Origin of the sequence: Rhodococcus sp. MTM3W5.2 (assembly GCF_001984015.1) — a bacterium.
In the GTDB taxonomy this organism is placed as follows: domain Bacteria; phylum Actinomycetota; class Actinomycetes; order Mycobacteriales; family Mycobacteriaceae; genus Rhodococcus_G; species Rhodococcus_G oryzae.
This window is the reverse complement of the sequence record NZ_CP019572.1, coordinates 3,118,521-3,142,593: the sequence shown is the minus strand read 5'-3', so window position 1 is coordinate 3,142,593 and position 24,073 is coordinate 3,118,521. Positions and strand designations below refer to the sequence as shown.

23 protein-coding genes and 1 pseudogene are annotated in these 24,073 nt (G+C 69.2%); 15 read left to right on the top strand and 9 right to left on the bottom strand.

The genetic code is table 11. The features are described from left to right. Positions 1–20 precede the first annotated feature (20 nt). The 3 genes from polA (at position 21) to BTZ20_RS28110 (ending at position 4,051) form a co-directional block, all read left to right on the top strand. Positions 21–2,756 carry a DNA polymerase I gene (gene polA / locus BTZ20_RS14290; protein ID WP_077041825.1) on the top strand — a complete coding sequence of 912 codons (2,736 nt, stop codon included), beginning with the start codon at positions 21–23 and terminating at the stop codon, positions 2,754–2,756. 105 nt (positions 2,757–2,861) lie between these two features. After that, positions 2,862–3,719, top strand: a complete 858-nt coding sequence (locus tag BTZ20_RS14285; RefSeq protein WP_223263338.1) for a hypothetical protein — start codon at positions 2,862–2,864, stop codon at positions 3,717–3,719. Continuing rightward, positions 3,623–4,051 carry a hypothetical protein gene (locus BTZ20_RS28110; RefSeq protein ID WP_223263337.1) on the top strand — a complete coding sequence of 143 codons (429 nt, stop codon included), beginning with the start codon at positions 3,623–3,625 and terminating at the stop codon, positions 4,049–4,051. The genes BTZ20_RS14285 and BTZ20_RS28110 overlap by 97 nt, the downstream gene beginning before the upstream one ends. 27 nt (positions 4,052–4,078) lie before the next feature. On the opposite strand, the gene BTZ20_RS14280 is transcribed toward BTZ20_RS28110, so the two are convergent. Continuing rightward, the gene (locus BTZ20_RS14280; protein WP_077041824.1) at positions 4,079–4,513 is read right to left on the bottom strand and encodes a protein-tyrosine phosphatase family protein; all 435 of its coding nucleotides are present in this window, start codon (positions 4,511–4,513) and stop codon (positions 4,079–4,081) included. A 60-nt stretch (positions 4,514–4,573) separates the two neighbouring features. Between BTZ20_RS14280 and BTZ20_RS14275 the strand changes: the two genes are divergently transcribed. Continuing rightward, complete coding sequence (locus BTZ20_RS14275; RefSeq protein WP_077043714.1) at positions 4,574–5,347, top strand: PIG-L family deacetylase; 774 nt, start codon at positions 4,574–4,576, stop codon at positions 5,345–5,347. A gap of 16 nt (positions 5,348–5,363) precedes the next feature. Here BTZ20_RS14275 and trxA read toward each other — a convergent pair whose 3' ends face one another. Both trxA and BTZ20_RS14265 read right to left on the bottom strand, forming a co-directional pair. Then, positions 5,364–5,726 carry a thioredoxin gene (gene trxA, locus BTZ20_RS14270; RefSeq protein WP_077041823.1) on the bottom strand — a complete coding sequence of 121 codons (363 nt, stop codon included), beginning with the start codon at positions 5,724–5,726 and terminating at the stop codon, positions 5,364–5,366. A gap of 172 nt (positions 5,727–5,898) precedes the next feature. Beyond that, positions 5,899–6,411 carry a 2'-5' RNA ligase family protein gene (locus BTZ20_RS14265; RefSeq protein ID WP_077043713.1) on the bottom strand — a complete coding sequence of 171 codons (513 nt, stop codon included), beginning with the start codon at positions 6,409–6,411 and terminating at the stop codon, positions 5,899–5,901. Positions 6,412–6,430: 19 nt separating this feature from the next. Between BTZ20_RS14265 and BTZ20_RS14260 the strand changes: the two genes are divergently transcribed. The 6 genes from BTZ20_RS14260 to BTZ20_RS27270 all read left to right on the top strand — a co-directional run bounded on the left by BTZ20_RS14260 (position 6,431) and on the right by BTZ20_RS27270 (position 11,409). Beyond that, entirely contained in the window at positions 6,431–7,552 is a 1,122-nt protein-coding gene (locus BTZ20_RS14260) for an isocitrate/isopropylmalate dehydrogenase family protein (protein WP_223263336.1), read from the top strand. A gap of 157 nt (positions 7,553–7,709) precedes the next feature. Next, positions 7,710–8,582, top strand: coding sequence for an ABC transporter substrate-binding protein (locus BTZ20_RS14255; RefSeq protein ID WP_077043711.1), 873 nt, complete (start codon positions 7,710–7,712; stop codon positions 8,580–8,582). A gap of 20 nt (positions 8,583–8,602) precedes the next feature. Then, a complete protein-coding gene (locus BTZ20_RS14250) occupies positions 8,603–9,592 on the top strand; it encodes an amino acid ABC transporter permease (protein WP_077041822.1) in 990 nt (329 codons plus the stop codon). Continuing rightward, positions 9,589–10,350, top strand: coding sequence for an amino acid ABC transporter ATP-binding protein (locus BTZ20_RS14245; RefSeq protein WP_077041821.1), 762 nt, complete (start codon positions 9,589–9,591; stop codon positions 10,348–10,350). The genes BTZ20_RS14250 and BTZ20_RS14245 overlap by 4 nt, the downstream gene beginning before the upstream one ends. Before the next feature lie 47 nt (positions 10,351–10,397). Next, positions 10,398–11,243, top strand: a complete 846-nt coding sequence (locus BTZ20_RS14240) for an SPFH domain-containing protein (protein WP_077041820.1) — start codon at positions 10,398–10,400, stop codon at positions 11,241–11,243. A gap of 4 nt (positions 11,244–11,247) precedes the next feature. Beyond that, a complete protein-coding gene (locus tag BTZ20_RS27270; RefSeq protein WP_169310583.1) occupies positions 11,248–11,409 on the top strand; it encodes a hypothetical protein in 162 nt (53 codons plus the stop codon). An 11-nt stretch (positions 11,410–11,420) separates the two neighbouring features. Here BTZ20_RS27270 and BTZ20_RS14235 read toward each other — a convergent pair whose 3' ends face one another. After that, positions 11,421–12,314: a class I SAM-dependent methyltransferase gene (locus tag BTZ20_RS14235; RefSeq protein ID WP_077041819.1), complete on the bottom strand. Its 894-nt coding sequence runs from the start codon at positions 12,312–12,314 to the stop codon at positions 11,421–11,423. Positions 12,315–12,500: 186 nt separating this feature from the next. On the opposite strand from BTZ20_RS14235, the pseudogene rpsA reads away from it, so the two are divergent. Then, a pseudogene (gene rpsA, locus BTZ20_RS14230) lies at positions 12,501–13,975 on the top strand (30S ribosomal protein S1). Between the two features lie 74 nt (positions 13,976–14,049). On the opposite strand, the gene BTZ20_RS14225 reads toward rpsA, so the two are convergent. Continuing rightward, a complete protein-coding gene (locus BTZ20_RS14225; protein WP_077041818.1) occupies positions 14,050–14,295 on the bottom strand; it encodes a hypothetical protein in 246 nt (81 codons plus the stop codon). Positions 14,296–14,419: 124 nt separating this feature from the next. Beyond that, positions 14,420–14,632, bottom strand: a complete 213-nt coding sequence (locus BTZ20_RS14220; RefSeq protein ID WP_027502000.1) for a hypothetical protein — start codon at positions 14,630–14,632, stop codon at positions 14,420–14,422. A gap of 124 nt (positions 14,633–14,756) precedes the next feature. On the opposite strand from BTZ20_RS14220, the gene coaE reads away from it, so the two are divergent. Continuing rightward, positions 14,757–15,977 carry a dephospho-CoA kinase gene (coaE, locus tag BTZ20_RS14215; RefSeq protein WP_077041817.1) on the top strand — a complete coding sequence of 407 codons (1,221 nt, stop codon included), beginning with the start codon at positions 14,757–14,759 and terminating at the stop codon, positions 15,975–15,977. Between the two features lie 39 nt (positions 15,978–16,016). Here coaE and BTZ20_RS14210 read toward each other — a convergent pair whose 3' ends face one another. Then, positions 16,017–16,526, bottom strand: coding sequence for a DUF402 domain-containing protein (locus tag BTZ20_RS14210; RefSeq protein WP_077041816.1), 510 nt, complete (start codon positions 16,524–16,526; stop codon positions 16,017–16,019). Positions 16,527–16,606: 80 nt separating this feature from the next. Here BTZ20_RS14210 and uvrB point away from each other — a divergent pair, with 80 nt between their 5' ends. Continuing rightward, entirely contained in the window at positions 16,607–18,769 is a 2,163-nt protein-coding gene (uvrB, locus tag BTZ20_RS14205; protein WP_077041815.1) for an excinuclease ABC subunit UvrB, read from the top strand. 70 nt (positions 18,770–18,839) lie between these two features. Further along, positions 18,840–19,706, top strand: a complete 867-nt coding sequence (locus tag BTZ20_RS14200; protein ID WP_077041814.1) for an SCO6745 family protein — start codon at positions 18,840–18,842, stop codon at positions 19,704–19,706. A gap of 16 nt (positions 19,707–19,722) precedes the next feature. Here BTZ20_RS14200 and BTZ20_RS14195 read toward each other — a convergent pair whose 3' ends face one another. Both BTZ20_RS14195 and BTZ20_RS14190 read right to left on the bottom strand, forming a co-directional pair. Continuing rightward, a complete protein-coding gene (locus BTZ20_RS14195; protein WP_077041813.1) occupies positions 19,723–20,634 on the bottom strand; it encodes an ABC transporter permease in 912 nt (303 codons plus the stop codon). Further along, positions 20,631–23,444 carry an alpha/beta fold hydrolase gene (locus BTZ20_RS14190; RefSeq protein ID WP_077041812.1) on the bottom strand — a complete coding sequence of 938 codons (2,814 nt, stop codon included), beginning with the start codon at positions 23,442–23,444 and terminating at the stop codon, positions 20,631–20,633. The genes BTZ20_RS14195 and BTZ20_RS14190 overlap by 4 nt, the downstream gene beginning before the upstream one ends. Positions 23,445–23,592: 148 nt before the next feature. On the opposite strand from BTZ20_RS14190, the gene BTZ20_RS14185 reads away from it, so the two are divergent. Further along, the gene (locus BTZ20_RS14185) at positions 23,593–24,045 is read left to right on the top strand and encodes a universal stress protein (RefSeq protein WP_077041811.1); all 453 of its coding nucleotides are present in this window, start codon (positions 23,593–23,595) and stop codon (positions 24,043–24,045) included. The last annotated feature ends 28 nt before the right edge of the window (positions 24,046–24,073 follow it).

Sequence of the window (24,073 nt, the reverse complement as noted above, 5' to 3'; positions counted from 1 at the left end):
ACGTCCCTAGACTCAGTGCGGTGAGCCCAGCAACCGATCAACGGTCCTCCGCCCGCCCCGACGGCGCCGCAACCGCCGACAAGCCGACGTTGTTGCTGCTCGACGGCCATTCCCTGGCCTATCGGGCGTTCTTCGCGCTGCCCGCCGAGAACTTCAAGACGCACAGCGGACAGACCACCAACGCGGTGTACGGGTTCACCTCGATGCTGATCAACCTGCTGCGCGACGAGCAGCCGACGCACGTGGCAGCCGCGTTCGACGTCTCCAGGCAGACCTTCCGCGCGGAGGCCTTCCCGGAGTACAAGGCGAACCGCAGCAAGACCCCGGACGAGTTCAAGGGGCAGGTGGAGATCACCAAGGACGTGCTCGGCGCGCTGGGCATCCCGGTGATGGCCGAGGCCGGTTTCGAGGCCGATGACATCATCGCCACCCTCACCACCCAGGCCACCGAGCTGGGTTACCGGGTGCTGGTGTGCACCGGCGACCGGGACGCGCTGCAGCTGGTCACTCCGGACGTCACCGTGCTCTACCCGAAGAAGGGCGTCTCCGAGCTCACCCGGTTCACGCCCGAGGAGGTCGAGGCCAAGTACGGCCTGACCCCGAGCCAGTACCCGGACTACGCGGCCCTGCGCGGCGACCCGAGCGACAACCTGCCCGGCATCCCCGGCGTCGGCGAGAAGACCGCGGCGAAGTGGATCCGGGAGTACGGCTCGTTCGACGAGCTGGTGCTGCACGTGGACAAGGTCAAGGGCAAGGTGGGCGACTCGCTGCGCGAGAACCTCAACAGCGTGATCCTCAACCGTCGCCTCACCGAGATGGTCCGCGACGTGCCGCTGCCCTACACGCCGGACCAGCTGGTGCTGGCGCCGTGGGACCGGGACCGGATCCACATGCTGTTCGACGACCTGGAGTTCCGGGTGCTGCGGGACCGGTTGTTCGACACCCTCTCCTCCGCCGAACCCGAGGCCGAGGAGGGCTTCGAGGTGCGCGGCGGCGCGCTGGCGCCGGGCGAGGTGGCGGACTGGCTCGCCGAGCACGCCCGCACCGGTCAGCGGCACGGGCTGTCGGTGGTCGGCTCGAAGCAGCCGTACGGCGGCGACGCCAGCGCGATCGCGATCGCGGCCTCGGACGGCGAGGGCGCGTACATCGTCACCGCCACCGCGAGCCCCGAGGACGAGAAGGCGCTCGGCGCTTGGCTTTCCGACCCGAGCGAGCCGAAGGCGCTGCACGAGGCCAAGGTGGCGATGCACGCCCTCCGCGGTCGCGGCTGGGTGCTGGGCGGGCTGACCAGCGACACCGCGCTCGCGGCGTACCTGGTTCGGCCGGGGCAGCGCAGCTTCAACCTCGACGATCTGTCGCTGCGATACCTCAAGCGCGAGCTGCGGGTCGAGGACTCGGGCGAGGCACAGCTCTCGCTGCTCGACGAGGAAGACCAGGCCGACGCGGCCGTCGCCGAGAGCGAGATCCTGCGGGCACGGGCGGTGGTGGATCTGGCCGCCGCGCTGGACACCGAGCTCGCCGACATCGAGTCGGCCGGGCTGCTCACGGACATGGAGCTGCCGCTGCTCGGCGTGCTCGCGGACATCGAGTACACCGGCATCGCCGTCGACACCGCGCACCTGCACGACCTGCAGAGTCGCTTCGCCGACGCCATCAACCTGGCCGCCAACGCGGCGTACGAGGTGATCGGCAAGCAGATCAACCTTGGCTCGCCGAAGCAGCTGCAGGTGGTGTTGTTCGAGGACCTCGACATGCCGAAGACGAAGAAGACCAAGACCGGGTACACCACCGACGCGGCCGCGCTCGAGGCGCTGTTCGAGAAGACCGAGCACCCCTTCCTCGAGCACCTGCTCGCGCACCGCGACGCCACCCGGCTCAAGGTGACCGTCGACGGGCTGCTCAAGTCCGTCGCGGAGGACGCCCGGATCCACACCACCTTCAACCAGACGGTGGCCGCCACCGGCAGGCTCTCGTCCACCGAGCCCAACCTGCAGAACATCCCGGTGCGCACCGACGCGGGCCGGGAGATCCGGGACGGCTTCGTCGTCGGGGAGGGTTACGACTACCTGCTGACCGCCGACTACAGCCAGATCGAGATGCGGATCATGGCGCATCTGTCCGGGGATGAGGGCCTGATCGAGGCGTTCAACACCGGCGAGGACCTGCACAGCTTCGTGGGTTCGCGGGCGTTCGGGGTGCCGATCGAGGAGGTCACGCCCGAGTTGCGTCGCAGGGTGAAGGCGATGTCCTACGGGCTGGCATACGGCCTGAGCGCGTTCGGCCTCGCGTCGCAGCTGAAGATCTCCACGGAGGAGGCGAAGGGGCAGATGGACGCCTACTTCGCCCGGTTCGGCGGGGTCCGCGACTACCTCCGCGAGGTCGTCGAGCAGGCCCGCAAGGACGGCTACACCTCCACCCTGTTCGGCAGGCGCCGCTATCTTCCGGACCTGAACAGCGACAACCGCCAGCGCCGCGAGGTCGCCGAGCGGGCCGCGCTCAACGCCCCGATCCAGGGCAGCGCCGCCGACATCATCAAGGTCGCGATGATCGACGTGCAGAAGGCGCTCGCCGAATCGGGCCTACGCTCGCGGATGCTGCTCCAGGTCCATGACGAACTGGTGCTCGAGGTGGTCGAGTCCGAGCGCGAGCAGGTCGAGTCGCTGATCCGGGAGAAGATGGCGGGCGCCATCGAACTCTCTGTCCCGCTGGAGGTCTCGGTGGGCACGGGTCGCAGCTGGGACGCGGCCGCCCACTAGTCGGGGCGACGGCGGGGCGCATCAGCCCGTGGTCGGATTCGGCTGCAGTGAACGGGCGACCGTGGGGCGATGCCTCACGGTCGCCCCGTCCCTAGCGTGGGGCGGGTGATCAGAATCTCCCGAATCGTTCCCGCCGTGGTCCTCGCGCTGGCGCTACCGCTTGCTACGGCCGCCGTCAGCGTGGCGTCCCCGGTCGCGGCCGCCGACACAGGTTCCTCGGCTATCGGCGCCGTCCTCCAATTGCCCGTTCCCACAGGTGCGTTCGCGGTTGGTCGCGACACACTGCATCTGGTCGACGAGTCCCGCCCCGACCCCTGGGTCGCGTCGGACCGGCGCGAGCTGATGGTCAGCATGTACTACCCGGCCCACCCCGGGTCCGGCGCGCGGGCGCGGTACGCGACCACCGAGGAGATCCGGCTGCTGCTCGAGGGGCAGGAGTTGGCGGGCCTGGTGCCCCCCGAGGTGCTCGGCGCCACAGCCACCCACAGCGTCGTCGACGCGAAGCCGGTGGAGGGCTCGTACCCGCTGGTGGTGCTGTCGCCGGGATTCACCGCCTCCCGCTACACGCTCACCGCCCTGGCCGAGGAGCTGGCCGCCCGCGGCTACGTCGTGGCCGCCGTCGATCACGCCAACGAGTCGTTCGGCACCGAGTTCCCTGGCGGGCGGATGTCCACCTGCGTCGCCTGCGAGCGGACCGAGAATGAGGGAACCCTCGGAGTCCTCGCCGACACCAGGGCGGCGGACGTGTCGTTTCTCCTGGACCGGCTCACAGCGGCCGATTCGGCCTGGCCGCATTCGCGCCTGATCGACAGGGGCGCATCGGCATGGCGGGCCATTCGATCGGCGGAGCCAGCGCCGCGGAGGCGATGGCGTCGGACGATCGCGTTCGCGCGGGCGTCAACATGGATGGCTCCTTCCATAGCTCGATGCAGTCGGACGGGGTGGGGGACCGCCCGTTCCTGATGCTGGGCACCGACGACGAGGTCCACCGCCCCGGCGGCCAGGACGCGTCCTGGGATGAGGCATGGAGCCGGCTCGTCGGGTGGAAGCGATGGCTGACCGTTGCCGGCGCCGGTCACGCCTCGTTCACCGACATCCCCGCCCTCGCCGAGCGGCTGGGGATGCCGAGCGGGGCCGCCCTGCCGATCAGTGCCGCCCTGCCGGGCAGCCGATCGGTCGACCTCACCCGCGCGTATGTCGGCGCCTTCTTCGACCAGCACCTGCGGGGCGTCCCGCAGCCACTGCTCGACAGCCCGAGCCCGGCTTATCCGGAGGTCAGGTTCAACAACCCGTGACCGGGTCGCCGCCCCGTGATCGACAGGTCACGGGGTGGTGAATCGGGCGACGTAGCGGCGCTGCCAGGGCGTCTCGACCGCATGGGAGTCGAAATGCCTACGCACGAAGGCGACGGCTTCGGCGGCGGGGACCCCGTCGAGCACGGCGATGCAGGCCAGCGCGGTGCCGGTGCGGCCTCTGCCGCCGCCGCACGCGACCTCCACCCGCTGCGTTCGGGCGCGTTCCCACGCTTCGCGCATCGCGTCCCTGGCGTCGGCCCGATCGCTCGGCAGACGGAAATCCGGCCACCGGACCCAGCGCGATTCCCACTCGTGGGCAGGTGGGGGACTGCCGAGTAGGTAGAGGCCGAACTCGGGACGAGCGCCGTCCGGCAGTGGCTTTCGTAGCGCGCGTCCCCGCACGAGGCGTGTCGACGGAAGTCGCAGCACCCCCGATTCCGCTGTGTCCCATGGTCGGTCCATGGTCGGGAAGTTACTCGGGTCACGTGCGGGTGCGCGGCGATGCTGTGGAAGCATTGCGGCATGAGCGTCCTGGTCTGCTTCCATGCCCACCCCGACGACGAGGTGTTCATCACCGGCGGAGTCATGCGTCAGGCCGCCGACGCCGGCCATCGCGTCGTCGTCGTCACCGCCACCGACGGCGCCCTCGGTGAGGTCCCGGAGGGACTGCTCGCGGAGGGGGAGTCGCTCGCCGATCGCAGGCGCCGGGAGCTGGAGGAGTCCACCAGCGTGCTCGGCGCGCATCGGGTGGAGCTGCTGCACTACGCGGACTCGGGGATGGCGGGCACCCCGGAGAACGCGAACCCGGCGGCGTTCTGCAACGCCGATGTCGAGGAGGCCGCGGCGCGCCTGGCCGCGATCCTCGTCGAGGAATCCGCGGACGTGGTCACCGTGTACGACCCCAACGGCGGCTACGGGCACCCGGACCATGTGCAGGTGCACCATGTGGGCGTGCGCGCGGCGGAGATCGCCGGGGTGCCGCACGTCTACGAGGCGGCCGTCAGCCGTGATCACATCCGTAGGCTGATGGCGGCCAATCCGGAGTGGTCGGAGGACGCCCAGCCGCCGGACCTCGACACCTTCGGCCTGCCGGAGGAGGACATCACGACCGTGGTGGACGTGACCGCGGCGATGGGTGCCAAGCGGGCCGCGATGCACGCGCACGCGACACAGGTCGGCGACTTCGGACCGTTCCTGCAGATGCCGGAGGAGCAGCTGCGGGCCGCGTTCGGTCAGGAGTGGTTCCGGCGCCGGGGTGCCCCCGCCGGGCTGGCGGAGACGGCGCTACCGCTCTGACGCGGCCTGCGGGCGCTCATTCCTGAGCGGCCGCGACCTGCTCGCGGACCTTGTCCATGTCCAGCGCCTGGACCTGGGTCACCAGATCCTCGAGCGCCGCGGGCGGGAGTGCGCCGGGCTGCGAGAAGACCAGGATGCCCTCACGGAAGGCCATGATCGTCGGGATCGACCGGATGTTGGCCGCGGCCGCGAGTCCCTGCTCGGCCTCGGTGTCCACCTTCGCGTGCACCACGTCGGGATGCTGCTCGGCGGAGGCCTCGAAGGTCGGGGCGAAGTTGCGGCACGGTCCGCACCACGACGCCCAGAAGTCGACGAGGACGACATCGTTCCCGCCGATGACTTCGTCGAAGTTCTGCTGGGTCAGGGTCTGCGTGGGCATCTGAATCCTCTCGTCAATGCGTATCGACCGGTTTCAACGCGGTCGCGTGTCCGATTCTTCCCGCCAGGGGCGCGCCGGTGTGGGATGACTCGCCTTCGGCAAGGGTAGGGATAACTCGCCTTCGGCAAGAGTAGGGATAACTCGCCTTCGGCAAGGGTAGGGAGAACTCGGCTCAGGCGATGAGCCATTCCCGCTTGGCCTCGCCGTCCCACCGCCTGATCGAGACCGCGTGTCCGGTCAGGTGGGTGGCCGAGACGGCGCAGATCGCGGTCCCGATCTGCTCGGGGAGCACCCGTCTGGCCAGCGTGACGTGCGGCGTCCAGTCGCCGGGGTGGGTGTGCGCGGGGATCCCCTCGCTGTGGCGCATCAGGCGGAAAACGGTCCGCTGCAGCGACAGCAGGCCGGCGGTCGGGACGACCAGGTGTGCCAGCGTCTTTCGATGACCGCCGAACACGACCAGGCCGCCGAGCGTGACCTGGAGGGCGGGGGCGAGCAGTCCCCGCTGCAGCTCGAGGTCGGTCTCGGGGTCGATGTGCTGGGCCACCGCGAGCGTGATGTGCGGGCGGTTCGAGACCTGCCGGACCGCGTCCTGCCCGCGGATCCCGGTTCCGGAGACCTGGCGCCACTCACGGCGCACCGCGGCGTCGAGGCGGTCGTCGAGCAACAACTCCACGGACTGCACCATGGTGAGCAATGATTGTCGGGTGAACCCGACGAGCGCAATCACATCGGAGCCGGCCCGGCAGGCGACCTCGGAGCCGACCCGCTTGGGCCTGCTGGTGGGAGACGGGATCGGCCACGAGATCGTGCCCGCGGCTCAGCGGATCGCGGACGCTGCCGTCGCGGCGGTGGGCGGAACGCCGGTGACCTGGGTGCCCCTGGACGTCGGCCTCGACGCCATCGGCGAGCACGGCACGCCGATGCCGGAGTCGACCCTGGTGGCGCTCGCCGACCTCGACGGCTGGGTGCTCGGCCCGCACGACAGCGCCTCCTACCCGGATCCCTTCCGCGGTCAGTTGACTCCAGGCGGAACCATCCGCAAGCGATTCGACCTGTTCGCCAACATCAGGCCCGCACGTGCCTTTGCCGGGGTGCGCGCGGTGTCGCCCGAGATGGACCTGGTGATCGTCCGCGAGAACACCGAGGGCTTCTACGCGGACCGCAACATGTTCACCGGCAGTGGCGAGTTCATGCCCACGCCCGATGTGGCGATGGCGGTCGGGGTGGTCACCAGGCGGGCCACCGAACGGATCGCGCGCGCCGCCTTCGAGCTCGCCTCCAGGCGCCGCAGCCGGGTCACGGTGGTGCACAAGGCGAATGTGCTCGCGCTGACCACGGGACTGTTTCGGGATGTGTGCCACGAGATCGGGACGCAGTACCCGGGCGTCGAGGTGCGAAACGAACACGTCGACGCGATGGCGGCACACCTGGTGCGGCGGGGCGAGGACTTCGATGTCGTGGTCACCGAGAACATGTTCGGTGACATCCTCTCGGATCTGGCTGGGGAGCTGTCCGGTTCGCTCGGTACCGCGCCGTCGCTCAACGCGTCCGAGACCAAGGCGATGGCGCAGGCGGCACACGGGGCCGCGCCCGACATCGCGGGCCGCAACCGCGCCAATCCGACCGCGATGATCCTCTCGACCGCCATGCTCTTCGACTGGTTGAGCTCCCGCGGCGGCGACCCCGCGCTCGGTCGGGCCGCGGAGCGGATCCAGTCGGCGGTGGCGAACACCCTTCAGGCAGGGGTCGCGACCGCGGACCTCGGCGGGTTGGCATCGACAGCGGAGTTCGCCGAGACGGTGACCGCCAGGGTGGTCCGGCACTGATCGCGGTGGCCGGTGTCGCCGCTGGGTGACGGCGGGACCCGACCTTTCGTCCGGTTGGCTCCCGACCCAGTACTCTTTCCTGGTGATTCCTCGATCCAACTCGTGTTCCGCGGCGCCCGTTCGGGCCGGCCGCCGAGCACGCAGACGCACCAGGGGCATCGGTGCGGTGGTCGGGGCAACGCTCCTGGCGCTGGTGCTGTCCTCGTGCGTGACCAACAACGAGGGGCTGATCCCGGTCGCGGACAACGTGCACGTCGACAAGGTCGACGAGATCGCCGCGGACCTGCCGCGCGAGGTCGCGGAGTCCGGTCGGTTGATCGCCGGAACGAACATCCCTTACGCGCCCAACGAGTTCAAGGACGAGGCGGGCAATATCGTCGGCTTCGACGTGGACCTGCTGAACGCCGTCGGCAAGGTCCTCGGACTCACGGTCGACTACAAGCAGGCGGACTTCGACAAGATCATCCCCGCCGTGCAGGCGGGCACCTACACGATGGGGATGTCGTCCTTCACAGATTCGAAGGAGCGCGAAGAGTCGGTCGATTTCGTCACCTATTACCGCGCGGGCATCCAGTGGGCGCAGCGGACCGGCGAGCCGGTGGACCCGAACAACGCGTGCGGGCTCCGGGTCGGCGTGCAGACCACGACAACCGAGGACATCGACGAGGTTCCCGCGAAGAGCGAGGCCTGCGTGGCGGCGGGTAGACCGCCGATCAAGAAGGTGAAGTTCGACAGCCAGGACGACGTCGCGAACGCGTTGATCCTCGGTCGGGTGGACGCACTCTCCGCCGACTCGCCGGTGACCGCATACGCGATCAAGCGCAGCGGTGGCCGGCTGGAGGCGGCCGGTGAGGTGTTCGACTCGGCACCGTACGGTTGGCCGCTCGTCAAGGGATCGCCCCTGGCGCCCGTGTTGCAGCGGGCCATGCAGTACCTCATCGACGGCGGTCAGTACCAGCAGATCGCGGACAACTGGGGCGTCGGATCGGGCACGATCACGCAGTCGCAGATCAACGGGGCGGCCGGTTGAGCCGGGAAAGGTGGACACCGATGCCAGCACTGAGTGAGAGCGACGCTCCCGAGACAGGGGGTTCGGCGGAGCCGGAGGCGATCAAGGCGATACCGCTGCGCAGGCCCGGCCGCTGGATCGCCGCGATCGTCGTCGTGACCCTGCTGGGGCTGTTCGTGTACGGCGCTGCCACCAACCCCGCGTTCGCATGGGATGTCTACGGCCAGTACCTGTTCGACCGACGGATCTCGTCGGCGGCGTGGGTGACCATCCAGCTGACGGTGCTGTCGATGGCGCTCGCGGTGGTGCTGGGCGTCGTGCTCGCGGTGATGCGGCTGTCCCCGAACCCGGTGCTGCGGACGTCGGCGTGGGTCTACCTGTGGATCTTCCGCGGCACCCCGGTGTACGTGCAGCTGGTGTTCTGGGGACTGTTCTCGTCCATCTACAAGACGCTGGACCTGGGCATCCCGTTCGTGCACCAGTTCGCGCACATCGAGCTGCAGGGCCTCGAGGCGGCGTTCCTGTTCGCGATCATCGGGCTCGGGTTGAACGAGGCCGCGTACATGGCGGAGATCGTCCGCGCAGGCGTCAGTTCGGTCAGCGAGGGCCAGACCGAGGCGTCCACCGCGCTGGGCATGTCGTGGTCGCAGACGATGCGCCGGACCGTGCTGCCGCAGGCGATGCGGGTGATCATCCCGCCGACCGGCAACGAACTGATCAGCATGCTCAAGACCACCTCGCTGGTCACCGCGATCCCGTTCAGCCTCGAGCTCTACGGCCGCGCGCGCGACATCTCGGGCGCGAACTTCCAGCCGATCCCGCTGCTGCTGGTGGCCGCGACCTGGTATCTGGCGATCACCAGCGTGCTCATGGTCGGCCAGTTCTACCTGGAGCGGTACTACTCGCGTGGCGTCTCGCGCACGCTGACCGCGCGTCAGCTGGAGGCGCTCGCCGACGCCAAGGGCAAACCGGTCACGATCATGCCTGCGCCCGACACCCTGCCCGACACGCCTGGAGGCGAGCGACGATGACCCTGATGGTGAAGGCGGACCGGGTCTGCAAGAACTACGGCGCCCTCAAGGTGCTGCGGGGCGTGTCCCTCGAGATCGAACGCGGCCAGGTGCTGTGCCTGGTCGGGCCGTCCGGGTCCGGGAAATCGACGTTCCTGCGCTGCATCAACCACCTCGAGCAGGTCAATGCCGGGCGGCTCTACGTCGACGGTGACCTGGTCGGGTACTCCGAGCGCGGCGGCAAGCTCTACGAGCTGCACCCGCGGGCCGCGGCGCGGCAGCGCCGGGACATCGGCATGGTTTTCCAGCACTTCAACCTGTTCCCGCACCGTACCGCGCTCGAGAACATCATCGAGGCGCCGATGCAGGTGAAGAAGGTCCCCAAGAAGAAGGCCGTCGAACGCGCCCGCGACCTCCTCGATCAGGTCGGCCTTAGCGAGAAGGCGGACGCCTATCCGGCGCAGCTCTCCGGCGGCCAGCAGCAGCGGGTGGCGATCGCGCGGGCCCTGGCGATGGACCCGAAGCTGATGCTGTTCGACGAGCCGACCTCCGCGCTCGATCCGGAGCTGGTGGGGGAGGTGCTCGGGGTGATGAAGAACCTCGCCAAGGAGGGCATGACCATGGTCGTGGTGACCCACGAGATGGGTTTCGCCCGCGAGGTCGCCGACGAGCTGGTGTTCATGGACGGTGGCGTGGTCGTCGAGTCCGGCAACCCGAGGGAACTGCTCGCCAACCCGCAGCACGATCGGACCAAGCTGTTCCTGTCCAAGCTGCTCTGACCACCTTGCTATCGTAGTGATATCACTTCGATAGCAAAGGTGGGGACATGGAGCGTCGGGCGTTTCGGTTGAACGGGTTCGCGGTGCTGCTCGGGCTGGTGGTGCTCGCGGCGGTAGCCGCGGCGGCCGCGTTCGCGGGCCCAGCGGGGGTGGTGATGGCAATCGTGCTCGCGGTGGTGGTCGTGCTCCTGGCGACCGGCTTCACGGTGATCAACCCAAACGAGGCCAAGGTCGTCCAGTTCTTCGGTCGCTACGTCGGCTCGGTCGCCGATGCGGGCTTCCAGTGGGTGCTTCCGCTGACCACCAAGCGCCGGGTCACCCTGCGGGTGCGCAACTTCGAGACCTCGAAGCTGAAGGTCAACGACGCGGCGGGCAATCCGGTCGAGATCGCCGCCGTCGTCGTCTACAAGGTCGTCGACAGCGGCAAGGCGACCTTCGCGGTCGACGACTACGAGGAGTACGTCGCGATCCAGTCCGAGGCGGCGGTCCGGCACCTGGCCACCACGCATCCCTACGACTCGGACCAGACGCAGGGCACGAGCCTGCGCGACGGCACCGAGGTCGCCGCCGAGCTCACCGCCGAGCTGAGGGACAGGACCGACCTGGCAGGCGTCGAGGTGATCGAGGCCCGCATCACCCATCTCGCGTACGCGCCGGAGATCGCGCAGGCGATGCTGGTGCGTCAGCAGGCGGCCCAGGTGGTCGCGGCCCGCACCATGATCGTCGAGGGCGCCGTCGGGATGGTCGGCCTCGCGCTCGATCGCCTCCGTGAGCAGGGCGTCGTCGAGCTCGACGAGGAACGCAAAGCGAACATGGTGTCCAACCTGCTGGTGGTCCTGTGCGGCGACAAGGCCACCCAGCCCATCGTCAACGCGGGCTCGCTGTACTCCTGATCCCATGGCCGAACGCAAGAAGGTGCTGCTGCGGCTGGATCCCGCCGTGTACGACGCCATCGCCAAGTGGGCGGCCGACGACCTGCGCAGCGTCAACGCACAACTGGAGTACGCGCTGCGGCGGGCGCTCGACGAGGCCGGCCGCAGGCCCCGCGATCCCGACTGACCCGCGCGAGGTCAGTCGGGCTTGCGGCTGACGAAGATCGCGGTGCCGGGGAATATCTGGCCGCGCAACGGGCTCCACTGACCCCACTCGCGGTCCAGCCACTCCGGCCAGTCGGGTTCGACGATGTCGCGCACCTCGAGGCCCGCCGCGACGAGCTCGCGCACCCGGTCGCCGATCGTGCGGTGGTGTTCCACGTAGGTCGGCGTGCCGTCGTCGTCGACCTCCACGTAGGGCGTCCGGTCGAAGTACGGCATCGTCGCGGTCAGGCCCTTCGGTCCGGGGTCGTCGGGAAAGATCCAGCGGATCGGGTGGTTCACCGCGAACACCCACAGCCCGCCGGGGCGCAGCACCCGGGCCACCTCGCGCATCACCAGCGCGGAATCTGCGACGAACGGGACCGCTCCGAAGGCGGAGCAGACGATGTCGAAGCTCTCGTCCGCGAACGGCAGCGACTCCGCGCCCGCCTGGACGAGCGGTACCCGCGGACCGCCCTTGGCCATCGCCTCCATGCCGCGCGTGAGCATGCCCATCGACAGGTCAAGCCCGACCGCCCGTGCGCCCTGGCCCGCGAGCCAGCGTGCGCAGGGGGCCGAGCCGCAGCCGACCTCGAGGACGTCCCGGCCCGCCACGTCGCCGAGCAGGCGGACATCGCCCTCGTGCAGGCCCTCCGGGCACCAGACGAACTCGCCCGCCGCGGAGTCGACGCCCAGGAAGTCGCCGTGCGTGCGGTGGTAGTCGGCGGCATCGGCATCCCACCACGCGCGACTCGCGCGCTCGCTGTCGGCGGAGTCGAGGCGGTCGCGGCTCACGCCACTGGTCCCGAGGATGGAATTGGCCTCGCCGTGACGGTCGGCCGGATCGGTCGGCGGTGTGATGTCTGTTGCGTCATTCGTCGACCCCGGCATGGGCTCAACAGTAGGGTTTCCCACCGACGTCGGTGCATCCGGGTTTGCCCAGCTCGCTACAGGTCGCGTACCCTAATCCACGCGAGTGTCTGCCGTACGGTGCCGGATTCGGTATGGCGGTGGGGATTCGTGAGTCTGACAGAACACCATCAACCGACTACCCAACCGTCCGGAGCAACTCAACACATGCCCTCCACAACCGTTACCTCGCCGCAGGTAGCCATCAACGACATTGGCTCCGCCGAGGATTTCCTCGCCGCCATCGATGCCACGATCAAGTACTTCAACGATGGCGACATCGTCGAAGGGACCATCGTCAAGGTCGACCGCGACGAGGTCCTGCTCGACATCGGTTACAAGACCGAAGGCGTCATCCCTTCCCGCGAGCTCTCGATCAAGCACGACGTCGACCCCAATGAGGTCGTTTCCGTCGGCGACGCCGTCGAGGCTCTTGTTCTCACCAAGGAGGACAAGGAAGGTCGACTGATCCTGTCGAAGAAGCGCGCACAGTACGAGCGCGCCTGGGGCACCATCGAGGAGCTCAAGGAGAAGGACGAGGCCGTCAAGGGCACCGTCATCGAGGTCGTCAAGGGCGGCCTGATCCTCGACATCGGCCTCCGTGGCTTCCTGCCCGCGTCGCTGGTCGAGATGCGTCGTGTCCGCGATCTGCAGCCGTACGTCGGCAAGGAGATCGAGGCCAAGATCATCGAGCTCGACAAGAACCGCAACAACGTGGTCCTGTCGCGTCGCGCATGGCTCGAGCAGACCCAGTCCGAGGTCCGCAGCGAGTTCCTGCACCAGCTCCAGAAGGGCCAGGTCCGCAAGGGTGTCGTGTCCTCCATCGTCAACTTCGGTGCCTTCGTGGACCTGGGTGGCGTCGACGGCCTGGTGCACGTCTCCGAGCTGTCCTGGAAGCACATCGATCACCCGTCCGAGGTCGTCGAGGTCGGCAACGAGGTCACCGTCGAGGTTCTCGACGTCGACCTGGACCGCGAGCGTGTCTCCCTCTCGCTCAAGGCGACGCAGGAAGACCCGTGGCGTCAGTTCGCCCGCACCCACGCGATCGGCCAGATCGTGCCCGGCAAGGTCACGAAGCTGGTTCCGTTCGGTGCCTTCGTGCGCGTCGAAGAGGGAATCGAAGGCCTCGTCCACATCTCCGAGCTGGCCGAGCGCCACGTGGAGGTTCCGGACCAGGTTGTCGGCGTCGGCGACGATGCCCTCGTCAAGGTCATCGACATCGACCTCGAGCGTCGTCGTATCTCGCTGTCGCTGAAGCAGGCCAACGAGGATTACAACGCCGAGTTCGATCCGTCCAAGTACGGCATGGCCGACTCGTACGACGAGCAGGGCAACTACATCTTCCCGAGGGCTTCGATCCCGAGACCAACGAATGGCTCGAGGGCTTCGACAAGCAGCGTGAAGAGTGGGAAGGCCGCTACGCCGAGGCCGAGCGTCGCCACAAGATGCACACCGCTCAGATGGAGAAGACCGCTGCGGACGAGGCCGCCGAGGCTGCCAACGCCGCCGCAGGCTACTCCTCCGAGACCGGTTCGGCCGACGCCGGCGAGTCCGCCGGTGCCGCTCCGGAATCCGCTGGTGGCTCGCTCGCCAGCGATGCGCAGCTCGCCGCTCTCCGCGAGAAGCTGTCCGGCAACGCGTGACACGATGACCCGCTAGCCGGGTCTCACAGAACAACCCCGGTCCGTACAGGACCGGGGTTGTTTTGTCTCTCCGGTCAGGCCCCCGGGCTGGACACGAGTTCGTCGAGCATGGCGGCCTTCTCCACCAGATCGTGTTCGGTGGGGTTGTCGCCGTCCGGTAGTTCTCGGCGGAGGTCCTCGAGGGTGACGACCACCCACGAGGACCGCTTGGCCACCTCGTCTCCCGAGAGAACCTTGAGCGAGCCCTCCTCCAGCACCAGCGTGGGCTGCGAGAGGGAGCTGGCCAACAGCAGTCGCAGATCATCGGCTTTGACAGTCATGTCACCAACGGTAGGACGCCGTCGCGGCGACCGCATTCGAATCTGCGTACGCATGACAGACGAGTGCCCCGCCCGAATTCGGGCGGGGGCACTCGTGGAGGTGGGGGAGTCGGGGGGAGCCCGATCAGCTCACTGCGGCAGGGGCCCAGGCGCTCTGCATCACGGCGGTGCGCTTGCGCATCGTCGCGAAGCTGTGGCGCGCGGGGCTGATCATCTGCGTGAACCAGTTGCGACGGTGCTCGGCCAGAGCGGTGGCGACCTCGGGAATCAGGATGCAATGCACACCATTGACGATGCCCAGACGGTGCCGACCCTGAAGGATGTAGTGGCTTTGCATGGAATTCCCTTTGTCTCGAGATGGGTGGCCTGGCGCGTCTGTCCGTAGGATACCGAGTCTCGGGTAAACCTGGTGCATTTGGGGCTGGTGTGCTTCGGCGTGTTCAGATGTCAGACTGGTGTGCGTGCTGAGAATCGGCCTCACAGGAGGTATTGGAGCGGGTAAGTCCACCGTATCGAGGATCCTGACGGACCTCGGTGCCGTGGTCGTCGACAGCGACCTGGTGGCCCGCGAGGTGGTGGAACCGGGAACCGAGGGGCTGGCCGCGCTGGTCGCGGAGTTCGGTGACTCGATCCTGCAGCCCGACGGCCGGCTGGATCGGCCCGCCCTTGCGGCCGTGGCCTTCGGGGACGACGAGGCGCGGGCGCGGCTGAATGCGGTGGTCCATCCGCTGGTCGGCAGGCGCACCACCGAGCTCGTCGAGTCCGCCGGGGCGGATGCGGTGGTGGTGCAGGACATTCCGCTCCTGGTCGAGGGCCGGATGGGCGCGCTGTTCAACCTCGTGCTGGTCGTCTACGTGGATGCCGAGGAGCGGGTGCGACGCCTGGTCGAGCTCCGCGGTATGCCGGAGCACGACGCCAGGGCGCGCCTCGCGGCGCAGGCGACCGATGACCAGCGGCGGGCCGCGGCGGATGTCTGGCTGGACAACAGCGGTCCCCAGGGCGGCCTCGACGCCGAGGTGAAGGCCTTGTGGGAACAGCGGCTGGTGCCGTTCGAGGAGAACCTGCGGACCGGAACGGTGGTCCGGGTTCGGCCAGTTCTCGCGCCCGCCGACCCGACCTGGCCGGACCAGGCCCGACGGCTGATCGAGCGCCTGTGGCTGGCCTGCGGTGCGGGCGCCCTTCGTATCGACCACGTCGGCTCGACCTCGGTGCCCGGACTGGAGGCCAAGGACGTGATCGACGTGCAGATCACCGTCTCGAGCATCGCCGCCGCGGACGCGCTCGCGGGACCGCTGGCCGCGGCCGGTTTCCCGCGGATCGAGTCGATCACCCGCGACGATCCGAAGCCGGACTACGCCATCGGAGGTGAGTCCGATCCGGCCTTGTGGGACAAGCGGATCCACGGCGGCGCCGATCCCGGCAGGCCCGTGGAGATCAGCCTGCGCGTCGACGGCTGGCCGGGCCAGCGCTTCGCGCTCCTGCTGCGCGACTGGCTGCGCGCCGACGCCGCTGCTCGGGCCGAATTCCTCGAGGTCAAGAGGGTTGCGGTCCGCTGGGCCGCCGCCGACGCGCACACGGACGAGGCCACCGTGACCTATGCCGCGGCGCTCGCGCCGTGGTTCGATCTCGGCTACCAGCGGGCCTGGGAGTGGGCCGAGCGGAGCGGTTGGTCGCTCTCCTGAGGGGCGCGGTCGGCGCAGGCCGCTCGGCATCCCATCCGGTCAGCGCCAGCTGATCGGCATCCCGACCGAGGCGAGCCAGGCATCGAGATCGTGACCGTGCGCGGCGATCCCGTCCGCCGCGGTCACCGCCCGGTGGATCGCCAGCTCGGTCGTCGCGGCGTCGAGCAGGCCTGCCGCATGCGCGGCGATCAGTTCGTCCACGTCCAGGAGTTCGGTGTCGCGCCCGGTCCGCACCACCAGGTCCAGGTAGTGGTCCTCGGATCGCCAGACCCCTGGTGCCGCGGTGAACTCGCCGATGTCGACGTAGTGGTTCTGATCCCGCGCGTGAAACGGGTGGTAGTGGAAGATCGACGCCCGCAGGCCCAGGTCCGGCAGCAGCCAGGACTCCAGGTAGTGGAAGTGGGCATGGTCCGAGGTCCTGGCCATGTACAGGCCCCACGGTTCGAGCCGGTAGTGGTCCACCGGTCGCACGAAGCCCTTGGGATCGGTGTTGGTCTTGTCCGCGAGCGAGAAGGACTCGATCTTCGGGGCGTGCACTTCGCCTTCCATGGCTGTTGAACCTACCCGGCGGGTCGGGCACCCGACGACGATGCCGGGAGCATGTCGGTGCCCCGGCTTACTCTGGTTCCATGGCTTTCGCATCCGAGCATCCCGTGGTGGCGCACTCCGAGTTCCGGCCGGTCGGCGACATCGAACGCTCCGAGGCCCGGTTCGAGGTGGTGAGCCCGCACCAGCCCGCAGGCGACCAGCCCGCGGCGATCGCGGAGCTCGAGAAGCGGATCCGGGCGGACGAGAAGAACGTGGTGCTGCTCGGTGCCACCGGCACCGGGAAGTCGGCGACGACGGCCTGGCTGATCGAGAAGTTGCAGCGGCCGACGCTGGTGATGGCACCGAACAAGACCCTTGCCGCCCAGCTCGCGAACGAGCTGCGAGAGATGTTGCCGAACAACGCAGTCGAGTACTTCGTCTCGTACTACGACTACTACCAGCCCGAGGCGTACATCGCGCAGACGGACACCTACATCGAGAAGGACTCGTCGATCAACGACGACGTGGAGCGGCTGCGGCACTCCGCGACCTCGAGCCTGCTCTCGCGTCGTGACGTGGTGGTGGTCGCGTCGGTCTCGTGCATCTACGGTCTCGGCACCCCGCAGTCCTATCTGGACCGGTCGATCCAGCTCGACGTCGGCGTCGAGGTGCCCCGCGACGCGCTGCTGCGCCTGCTGGTCGACGTGCAGTACAACCGCAACGACCTGTCCTTCACCCGCGGTTCGTTCCGGGTGCGAGGGGACACGGTGGAGATCATCCCGTCGTACGAGGAGCTCGCGATCCGCATCGAGTTCTTCGGCGACGAGATCGAGGCGCTCTACTACCTGCACCCGCTGACCGGCGACGTGGTCCGCCAGGTCGATTCGCTGCGCATCTTCCCGGCCACCCACTACGTGGCGGGTCCGGAGCGGATGGAGCGCGCGGTCAAGGACATCGAGGCCGAGCTCGAGGAGCGGCTCGCCGACCTGGAGGGGCGCGGCAAGCTGCTCGAGGCGCAGCGGCTGCGGATGCGGACCAACTACGACATCGAGATGATCAAACAGGTCGGGTTCTGCTCCGGGATCGAGAACTACTCGCGGCACATCGACGGCCGTGGTGCAGGCACAGCGCCCGCCACGCTCATCGACTACTTCCCCGAGGACTTCCTGCTGGTCATCGACGAGTCGCACGTCACCGTTCCGCAGATCGGCGCGATGTACGAGGGCGACATGTCCCGCAAGCGCAACCTCGTCGAGTTCGGGTTCCGGCTGCCCTCGGCAACAGACAACCGTCCTCTCACCTGGGAGGAGTTCACCCAGCGGATCGGGCAGACCGTGTACCTGTCGGCCACGCCGGGCAAGTACGAGCTCGGCCAGGCGGGCGGCGAGTTCGTCGAGCAGGTCATCCGGCCGACCGGACTGGTGGACCCGGAGGTCGTGGTCAAGCCCACCAAGGGCCAGATCGACGATCTCGTGCACGAGATCAGGGAGCGCACCGACAAGGACGAGCGGGTCCTGGTCACCACCCTCACCAAGAAGATGGCCGAGGACCTGACCGATTACCTGCTGGAACTGGGGATCCGGGTGCGGTACCTGCACTCGGACATCGACACCCTCCGCCGGGTCGAGTTGCTCCGACAGCTGCGGCTGGGGGAGTACGACGTGCTCGTCGGCATCAACCTGCTGCGCGAGGGCCTCGACCTACCGGAGGTGTCGCTCGTCGCGATCCTGGACGCCGACAAGGAGGGCTTCCTGCGCAGTTCCACCAGCCTGATCCAGACCATCGGCCGCGCGGCCCGCAACGTCTCCGGCCAGGTGCACATGTACGCGGACAAGATCACCGACTCGATGGCCCACGCGATCGAGGAGACCGATCGTCGCCGCGAGAAGCAGATCGCCTACAACCGGGAGATGGGCGTCGACCCGCAGCCGCTGCGCAAGAAGATCGCCGACATCCTCGACCAGGTCTACGAGGAGGCCGATGACACGGCCGCGGGCGTGGACGTCGGCGGTTCGGGGCGCAACGCCAGCCGCGGGCGTCGCGCCCAGGGCGAGGCGGGCCGGGCTGTCAGCGCGGGCGTGTACGAGGGCCGGGACGTGAAGTCGATGCCGCGGGCGGAGCTGGCGGACCTGGTCAAGGAACTGACGGACCAGATGATGAACGCCGCGCGCGAGCTGCAGTTCGAGCTGGCCGGGCGGTTGCGCGACGAGATCCAGGACCTGAAGAAGGAGCTTCGGGGGATGGACGCCGCCGGCCTCTCGTAGAGCGAGCAGGGCGCGGGTCGTTCACCGACCGGACGGTGACGTTCCGCGCGCGCCCGCTACGGTCGAGCACATGGACGCACGGACGGCGGGGCAGGCAGCCCGGACCCTTGACCTGATCCACGGCATGTCGTATTTCGCGCCGGAGGTGAACGAGAGCCTCGTCGCGGCGGGCCTGACCCCGGGCCGCATGTGCTACTTCGCCGGACGGTCCGCCGCGATGGGCGCGGTGGGGGCGGGGGTGGTCGCGGCGACCTTCTACAACTTCAACCCCGAGGCGATCGCGCCGGTGATCCCGACCGCTTGGACGCAGGCACGGCCTGCTGCCGTCGTGGAGGCCAGGTATCGCGGGGTGGACGCGGCGATGCGGCGGATCTACGGCGCAGAGGCGATCGGCTCATCGGTGTTCGACGAGGCCGCGAGTCTGGCGGCCACCGCGGCGCGCGCCATCCCCGAGGCAGCCGGTCGTCCGCTGTTCGCGGGCCACGCCGAGATCGAGTGGCCGTCCGAGCCGCACCTGGTGCTCTGGCACGCGCTGACGCTGCTCCGCGAGTACCGAGGTGACGGACACATCGCCGCCCTGCAGACCGCGGGTCTCTCCGGGATCGAGGCGCTGGTCTCGCACACCGCGACCGGCAACGGGTTCCAGGAGCAGTTCGCCAGGTCCCGCCGCGGCTGGTCCGACGAGCAGTGGCGCGGCGCGGTGGAATCGCTCACCGACCGGGGTCTGCTCGGGGACGACGGAGAGCTCACCGGTGCCGGCTGGGAGTTGCGCGAGTGCGTCGAGGAACTGACCGACGAGATGGCGGTCGCCCCGTGGGCGGCGCTGGGCGAGGACGGCGCGGCGCGCCTGCTCGAACTCGGCACCGATCTGCGCGAGGTCCTGGTGGACCAGGCGGTGTTCCCGGACGGGGTGTACGGGTCCGCGGTCTCGCGCTGACCGTGGCCGGGCGCGGTCAGCTGGTGATGTCCTTGACCGCGAACCGCTGCCAGGCCAGCAGTCCGAACACCGCCGCGTACGCCAGCGCCGAGAACGACCCGACCACGATGTCGTGCCAGTCCACCGTCGGTGCCAGGAGGCGGGTCCAGGCGAACGAGAAGTGCCCCGGCAGATAGTCGCGCCAGTGCCCGAGCGCGGTGATCTGGTCGAGGATCTGCACGAGGATGGACACCATCACCGTGCCGCCGACCGCGCCGAGCGGGGCGTCGGTGAGCACGGAGAGCAGCAGGGCCAGACCCGCCACCCAGGTCAGGTTCACCGCGATGAACGCCAGCGCGACCAGCAGTCGTCCCACCGCCTCGCGGTACCCGAGGGAATCGCCGAACGGGGTCACGAGCGGCCCCGTCCCGTACAGGGCGGTGCCGAGCGTGAGCGCCACCCCGAACAGGATCAGGATCGCAAGCGCGGACAGCGCCGCGGACACGATGGCCTTCTGCTGCAGCAGCCGACTGCGGGGGACCGGGATGGCCAGCAGGTACCGCAGCGAGGACCAGGACGCCTCGCTCGCGACGGAATCGCCGAAGAACAACGCCACCACCACGATCAGCAGGAAACCGACCGACATGAACAGGCAGAACACGGTGAAGTTCACCCCGCCCGTGGTGCCGAGTGCGATCAGGTCGACCCCGCCGGATCCGGAGGAGTCCGACCCGCCGATGGCGAACGCGATCGCGAGGATCACCGGCAGCAACGCCAGGAAGCCGAGCGCCAGGTGGGTGCGCCTGCGTTTGAACTGCCGCTTGAGCTCGGTGCGCAGCGGCAGGGTGTGCGTCGCCCGGTAGCCGGCCGCCCGGCCGTCGGGATGGGACATGACGGCTCCGCCGTCGGCATGGGATGTGACGGCTCCGCCGTCGGCATGGCTGGTCATGCGTCCTCCCTGTCGTGCTCGCGATGGTCGGAGATGTCCACCAGTCGGAGGAACACGTCCTCGAGGCGGGTCGTCTTCGACAGGCCCCGGACGCCGATGCCCGCGCCGACGAGGGTGCGCACCAGCGCCGCCGGGTCGGTTTCGCCGAGATCGACCCGCAGCCGGGGATTCTCGCCCTCGATCAGGCGTACGGGCCCGAGGCCGTCGACCGACTCGAGGACCACGGCCGCCCGGGCGGGGTCGTCGACCCGTAGTTCGGTGGCACCCTCGGCGGAGGTGAGCTCCTCGACGGTGCCGGAACTGATCACCCGGCCGTGGTTCATCACCACCACGTCGGTGCAGGTCTGCTCGACCTCGGCCAACAGGTGGCTGGAGACGAGGACGGTGCGCCCGGTGCGCGCGTAGTTGATCAGCACCTCCCGCATGGTGCGGATCTGCGGCGGGTCGAGCCCGTTGGTGGGTTCGTCCAGGACCATCAGGTCCGGCAGGCCTAGCATCGCCTGCGCGATCGCGAGCCGCTGACGCATTCCCTGGCTGTAGGAACGGACCTTCCGTTCGATCGCATCGCCGAGATCCGCGATCTCGAGGGCCTCGTCCATGCGCGCCTCGCCGGCAGGCCGCCCGGTGGCCTCCCAGTACAGCCGCAGATTGTCGATGCCGCTCAGATGCGGCAGCAAGCCGGACCCCTCGACGAAGGACCCGAGCCGGGAGAGCACGGGCGCACCCGGCGTGACCCGGTGGCCGAAGACGCGGATCTCGCCCTCGGTCGGCGTGATCAGCCCCATCAACATCCGCAGGGTGGTGGTCTTGCCCGCGCCATTGGGACCGAGCAGCCCGAGGACCTGGCCGCGGCGGACGGTGAAGCTCACCCCGTCGACCGCGCGGAAGCCGTTGTCGTAGGTCTTGCGCAGGTCGGTGATGACCAGCGGGGTGTCGACGAGGGCAGGGTCGACCTCGGCCGCCACGCGTCGTCGGCGCCGGATCACGCCGATGGTGACCAGGAGGGCCGCCCCTCCGAGGATGCAGGCGATCCCGATCAGCGGGCCGATCGGCAGCGAACGGCTGGAGCTGGCGGCGGGCACGCTCGGGACCAGGAGCCCGGCGTCGTCGGCGAGGGCCACCGAGTACTGCGCCGGGCTGAGCGGGTTCGCGTAGGCCTGGTCGGTGGTGGCGACGACCACTTCGAGGTGGTGTCCCTGCGGCACCTGGAACGCAATACCCGGCAGGGCCACCGCGATCGGGTGCGGTCCGGGGCCGTCGGGCAGCCGGATCGCGGAGACCGCACCGCCGGGCAGGGTGCGCCTGCCGTCGGGGCTCACGTCGTACAGCTTCGCGAACAGCACGGCGTCCCCCGGCGCGGAGGCTGCGGTGACTGTGAGCCGGGCCGTGGAGACACCCGTGATCGTGAGCGGATGGTCGAGCGGTGCGGTGGCGAACGCGGCGGACTGGCCGGGCGGGTCGGCCACCAGATCCGCTGCGGGCCCGCCAACGGCACTCAGGTTCGACAGCGCCGAGCCGAGGCCGGGCACCGCCGACAGTGCGGCAGGCGCGGCGCCGGGCGGTCGGAGGATGCTCTGCGATGCCGGTCCGGCAAGCGGGAGATCGATCGTCGGGGTCGGCGGCGCGTCCGCGACCAGGCCCGGGTAGTCGGCCGCGGTCATCCGCCGGTAGGAGGGGCGACCCTGATCGGTCGGAGTGCCAGGGAGCGAGAAGACGAACTCCTCATCCACCTCGCCGGACCCGCGGAGTTGCTCGGACAGGAACCGCGAGGTCGCGGACTCGCTGAAGCGGGTGCCCTCGCCCCCGGCGTCGTGCCCACCGGGAAACCAGCGCACCTGGACGGGTGTGCCTGCCGCGGCGATCTGGCGCGCGGTCGCGTCGGACTGGTCCAGTCCGAACAGCGTGTCCTGTTCGCCCTGGATCAGCAGCGTGGGTGCGGTGATCGCGCCCGCGACCGCCGCGGGCGAGTGCGCACGGAGCAGGTCCAGCAGCTCCCGGCTCGGTTTCCCTGATACCGCGGCCGCGGCGTACTCCCGACAGAACTCCAGTGCGAACCGTCCGCAGGGTCCCGGTTCCGGCCGCGGTTCGGCCGCCTCCGCTCCTGCCTCGGATGGGGCCGCGCCCGCGCCCGCGCCGAAGAAGATGCCGGCCCAGCCGCGTTTGAGCACACCAGGGCCGCCGTACCCGGCCGCGGCCGGCGTCGACGGTGGCGGCGATTCGATCGTGCCGAAGTTCGGAAACAGGGCGTGGCCCAGGTCATTCCACGTGATCGCCGCGGCGATCGCATCGATACGCGAGTCGAGTCCGCCGAGCATCAAGGCCAGTGCGCCGCCATAGGATCCGCCCGCAACGCCGATCCGCGGGTCGCCGGGGCCGTCCCGCTCGACCTCGCCGCGCGCGGCCAGCCAGTCGACGAGGCCGCGAGCGTCCGCCACCTCGCGATCCGGGTCGTTCAACGAGATCTGACCGGTGCTCTGCCCGAAACCCCTGGCGCTGTATGCCAGCACCACGAACCCGTCCTCCGCGAGCGCCCCCGCCTGGGCGGCGACGGAGTCCTTGCTGCCGCCGAACCCGTGCGCGAGGAGTACGGCAGGTGCCGGGGTGTGCTGCGGAAGATACAGGCGGGCATCGATTTTGACCTGATCCGACTCCGAGGGGCCCGCGGGCATCGTCACCGCGACATCCTCGGTCACCGGCGCGGGCGGCTCGGTGATCGACCTGGTCACGGCGATGGCACCGGCGCCGACGGCAACGAGGGCGACGGCCACGACGATCCGGGTCCTGATTCCCTGCGGCCGGGGGATTCGCATGAGATCTAATGTAGCGATGCGGCGCCGATGTGCGTTGTGCCGCAATTCCCCCTAACCCGATCGCGATCCGGCTAGGGTCTTTCCCAGCGGCCGGGCTGTCCGTGATTCTGCGGCGCTCCGGTCAGACCTGAGCACCTTGGAGGAATGAATGAGCGCCTACCGCACCATCGTCGTCGGAACCGATGGCTCGGATTCGTCCCTGAAGGCAGTGGACAAGGCCGCGTCGTTGGCGGCGGACGCCGGCGCGAAACTGGTCATCGCCTGCGCCTACTACCCCGCGGACCCGAAGGACATCGAGGCCGCGCAGGACACCCTCCGTGAGGACGCGTACCAGATCACCGGTTCCGCGCCCACCTTCGAGATCCTGCGGACCGCTCGCGAGCGGGCGCACGCGGCAGGCGCGGCCGATATCGTCGAGCGCGCCGTCGTCGGCGCTCCCGTGGACTCGCTGCTCGCGCTCATCGACGAGGTCGAGGCCGACCTGTTGGTGATCGGCAACCGTGGACTGAACACGCTGACCGGGCGTCTGCTCGGATCGGTCCCCTCGGACGCGGCACGTAAGTCGACCTCCGACGTCCTGATCGTGCACACGGTCCGCTAGTCGCGTCGAACATCTCCCGCCCCCGCCG

Bases quoted from the DNA above. Each gene is read 5' to 3' on its own strand.
- BTZ20_RS14275 (WP_077043714.1), top strand. From the start codon at position 4,574: ATGAGCGTCCTGGTCTGCTTCCATGCCCACCCCGACGACGAGGTGTTC.
- BTZ20_RS14240 (WP_077041820.1), top strand. From the start codon at position 10,398: ATGGAGCGTCGGGCGTTTCGGTTGAACGGGTTCGCGGTGCTGCTCGGG.
- trxA (WP_077041823.1), bottom strand. From the start codon at position 5,726: ATGCCCACGCAGACCCTGACCCAGCAGAACTTCGACGAAGTCATCGGC.
- uvrB (WP_077041815.1), top strand. From the start codon at position 16,607: ATGGCTTTCGCATCCGAGCATCCCGTGGTGGCGCACTCCGAGTTCCGG.
- BTZ20_RS14250 (WP_077041822.1), top strand. From the start codon at position 8,603: ATGCCAGCACTGAGTGAGAGCGACGCTCCCGAGACAGGGGGTTCGGCG.
- BTZ20_RS14280 (WP_077041824.1), bottom strand. From the start codon at position 4,513: ATGGACCGACCATGGGACACAGCGGAATCGGGGGTGCTGCGACTTCCG.
- BTZ20_RS14185 (WP_077041811.1), top strand. From the start codon at position 23,593: ATGAGCGCCTACCGCACCATCGTCGTCGGAACCGATGGCTCGGATTCG.
- BTZ20_RS27270 (WP_169310583.1), top strand. From the start codon at position 11,248: ATGGCCGAACGCAAGAAGGTGCTGCTGCGGCTGGATCCCGCCGTGTAC.
- BTZ20_RS28110 (WP_223263337.1), top strand. From the start codon at position 3,623: ATGGCGTCGGACGATCGCGTTCGCGCGGGCGTCAACATGGATGGCTCC.
- BTZ20_RS14235 (WP_077041819.1), bottom strand. From the start codon at position 12,314: ATGCCGGGGTCGACGAATGACGCAACAGACATCACACCGCCGACCGAT.
- BTZ20_RS14190 (WP_077041812.1), bottom strand. From the start codon at position 23,444: ATGCGAATCCCCCGGCCGCAGGGAATCAGGACCCGGATCGTCGTGGCC.
- BTZ20_RS14225 (WP_077041818.1), bottom strand. From the start codon at position 14,295: ATGACTGTCAAAGCCGATGATCTGCGACTGCTGTTGGCCAGCTCCCTC.
- BTZ20_RS14195 (WP_077041813.1), bottom strand. From the start codon at position 20,634: ATGACCAGCCATGCCGACGGCGGAGCCGTCACATCCCATGCCGACGGC.
- BTZ20_RS14210 (WP_077041816.1), bottom strand. From the start codon at position 16,526: ATGGAAGGCGAAGTGCACGCCCCGAAGATCGAGTCCTTCTCGCTCGCG.
- BTZ20_RS14200 (WP_077041814.1), top strand. From the start codon at position 18,840: ATGGACGCACGGACGGCGGGGCAGGCAGCCCGGACCCTTGACCTGATC.
- BTZ20_RS14265 (WP_077043713.1), bottom strand. From the start codon at position 6,411: ATGGTGCAGTCCGTGGAGTTGTTGCTCGACGACCGCCTCGACGCCGCG.
- BTZ20_RS14220 (WP_027502000.1), bottom strand. From the start codon at position 14,632: ATGCAAAGCCACTACATCCTTCAGGGTCGGCACCGTCTGGGCATCGTC.
- BTZ20_RS14245 (WP_077041821.1), top strand. From the start codon at position 9,589: ATGACCCTGATGGTGAAGGCGGACCGGGTCTGCAAGAACTACGGCGCC.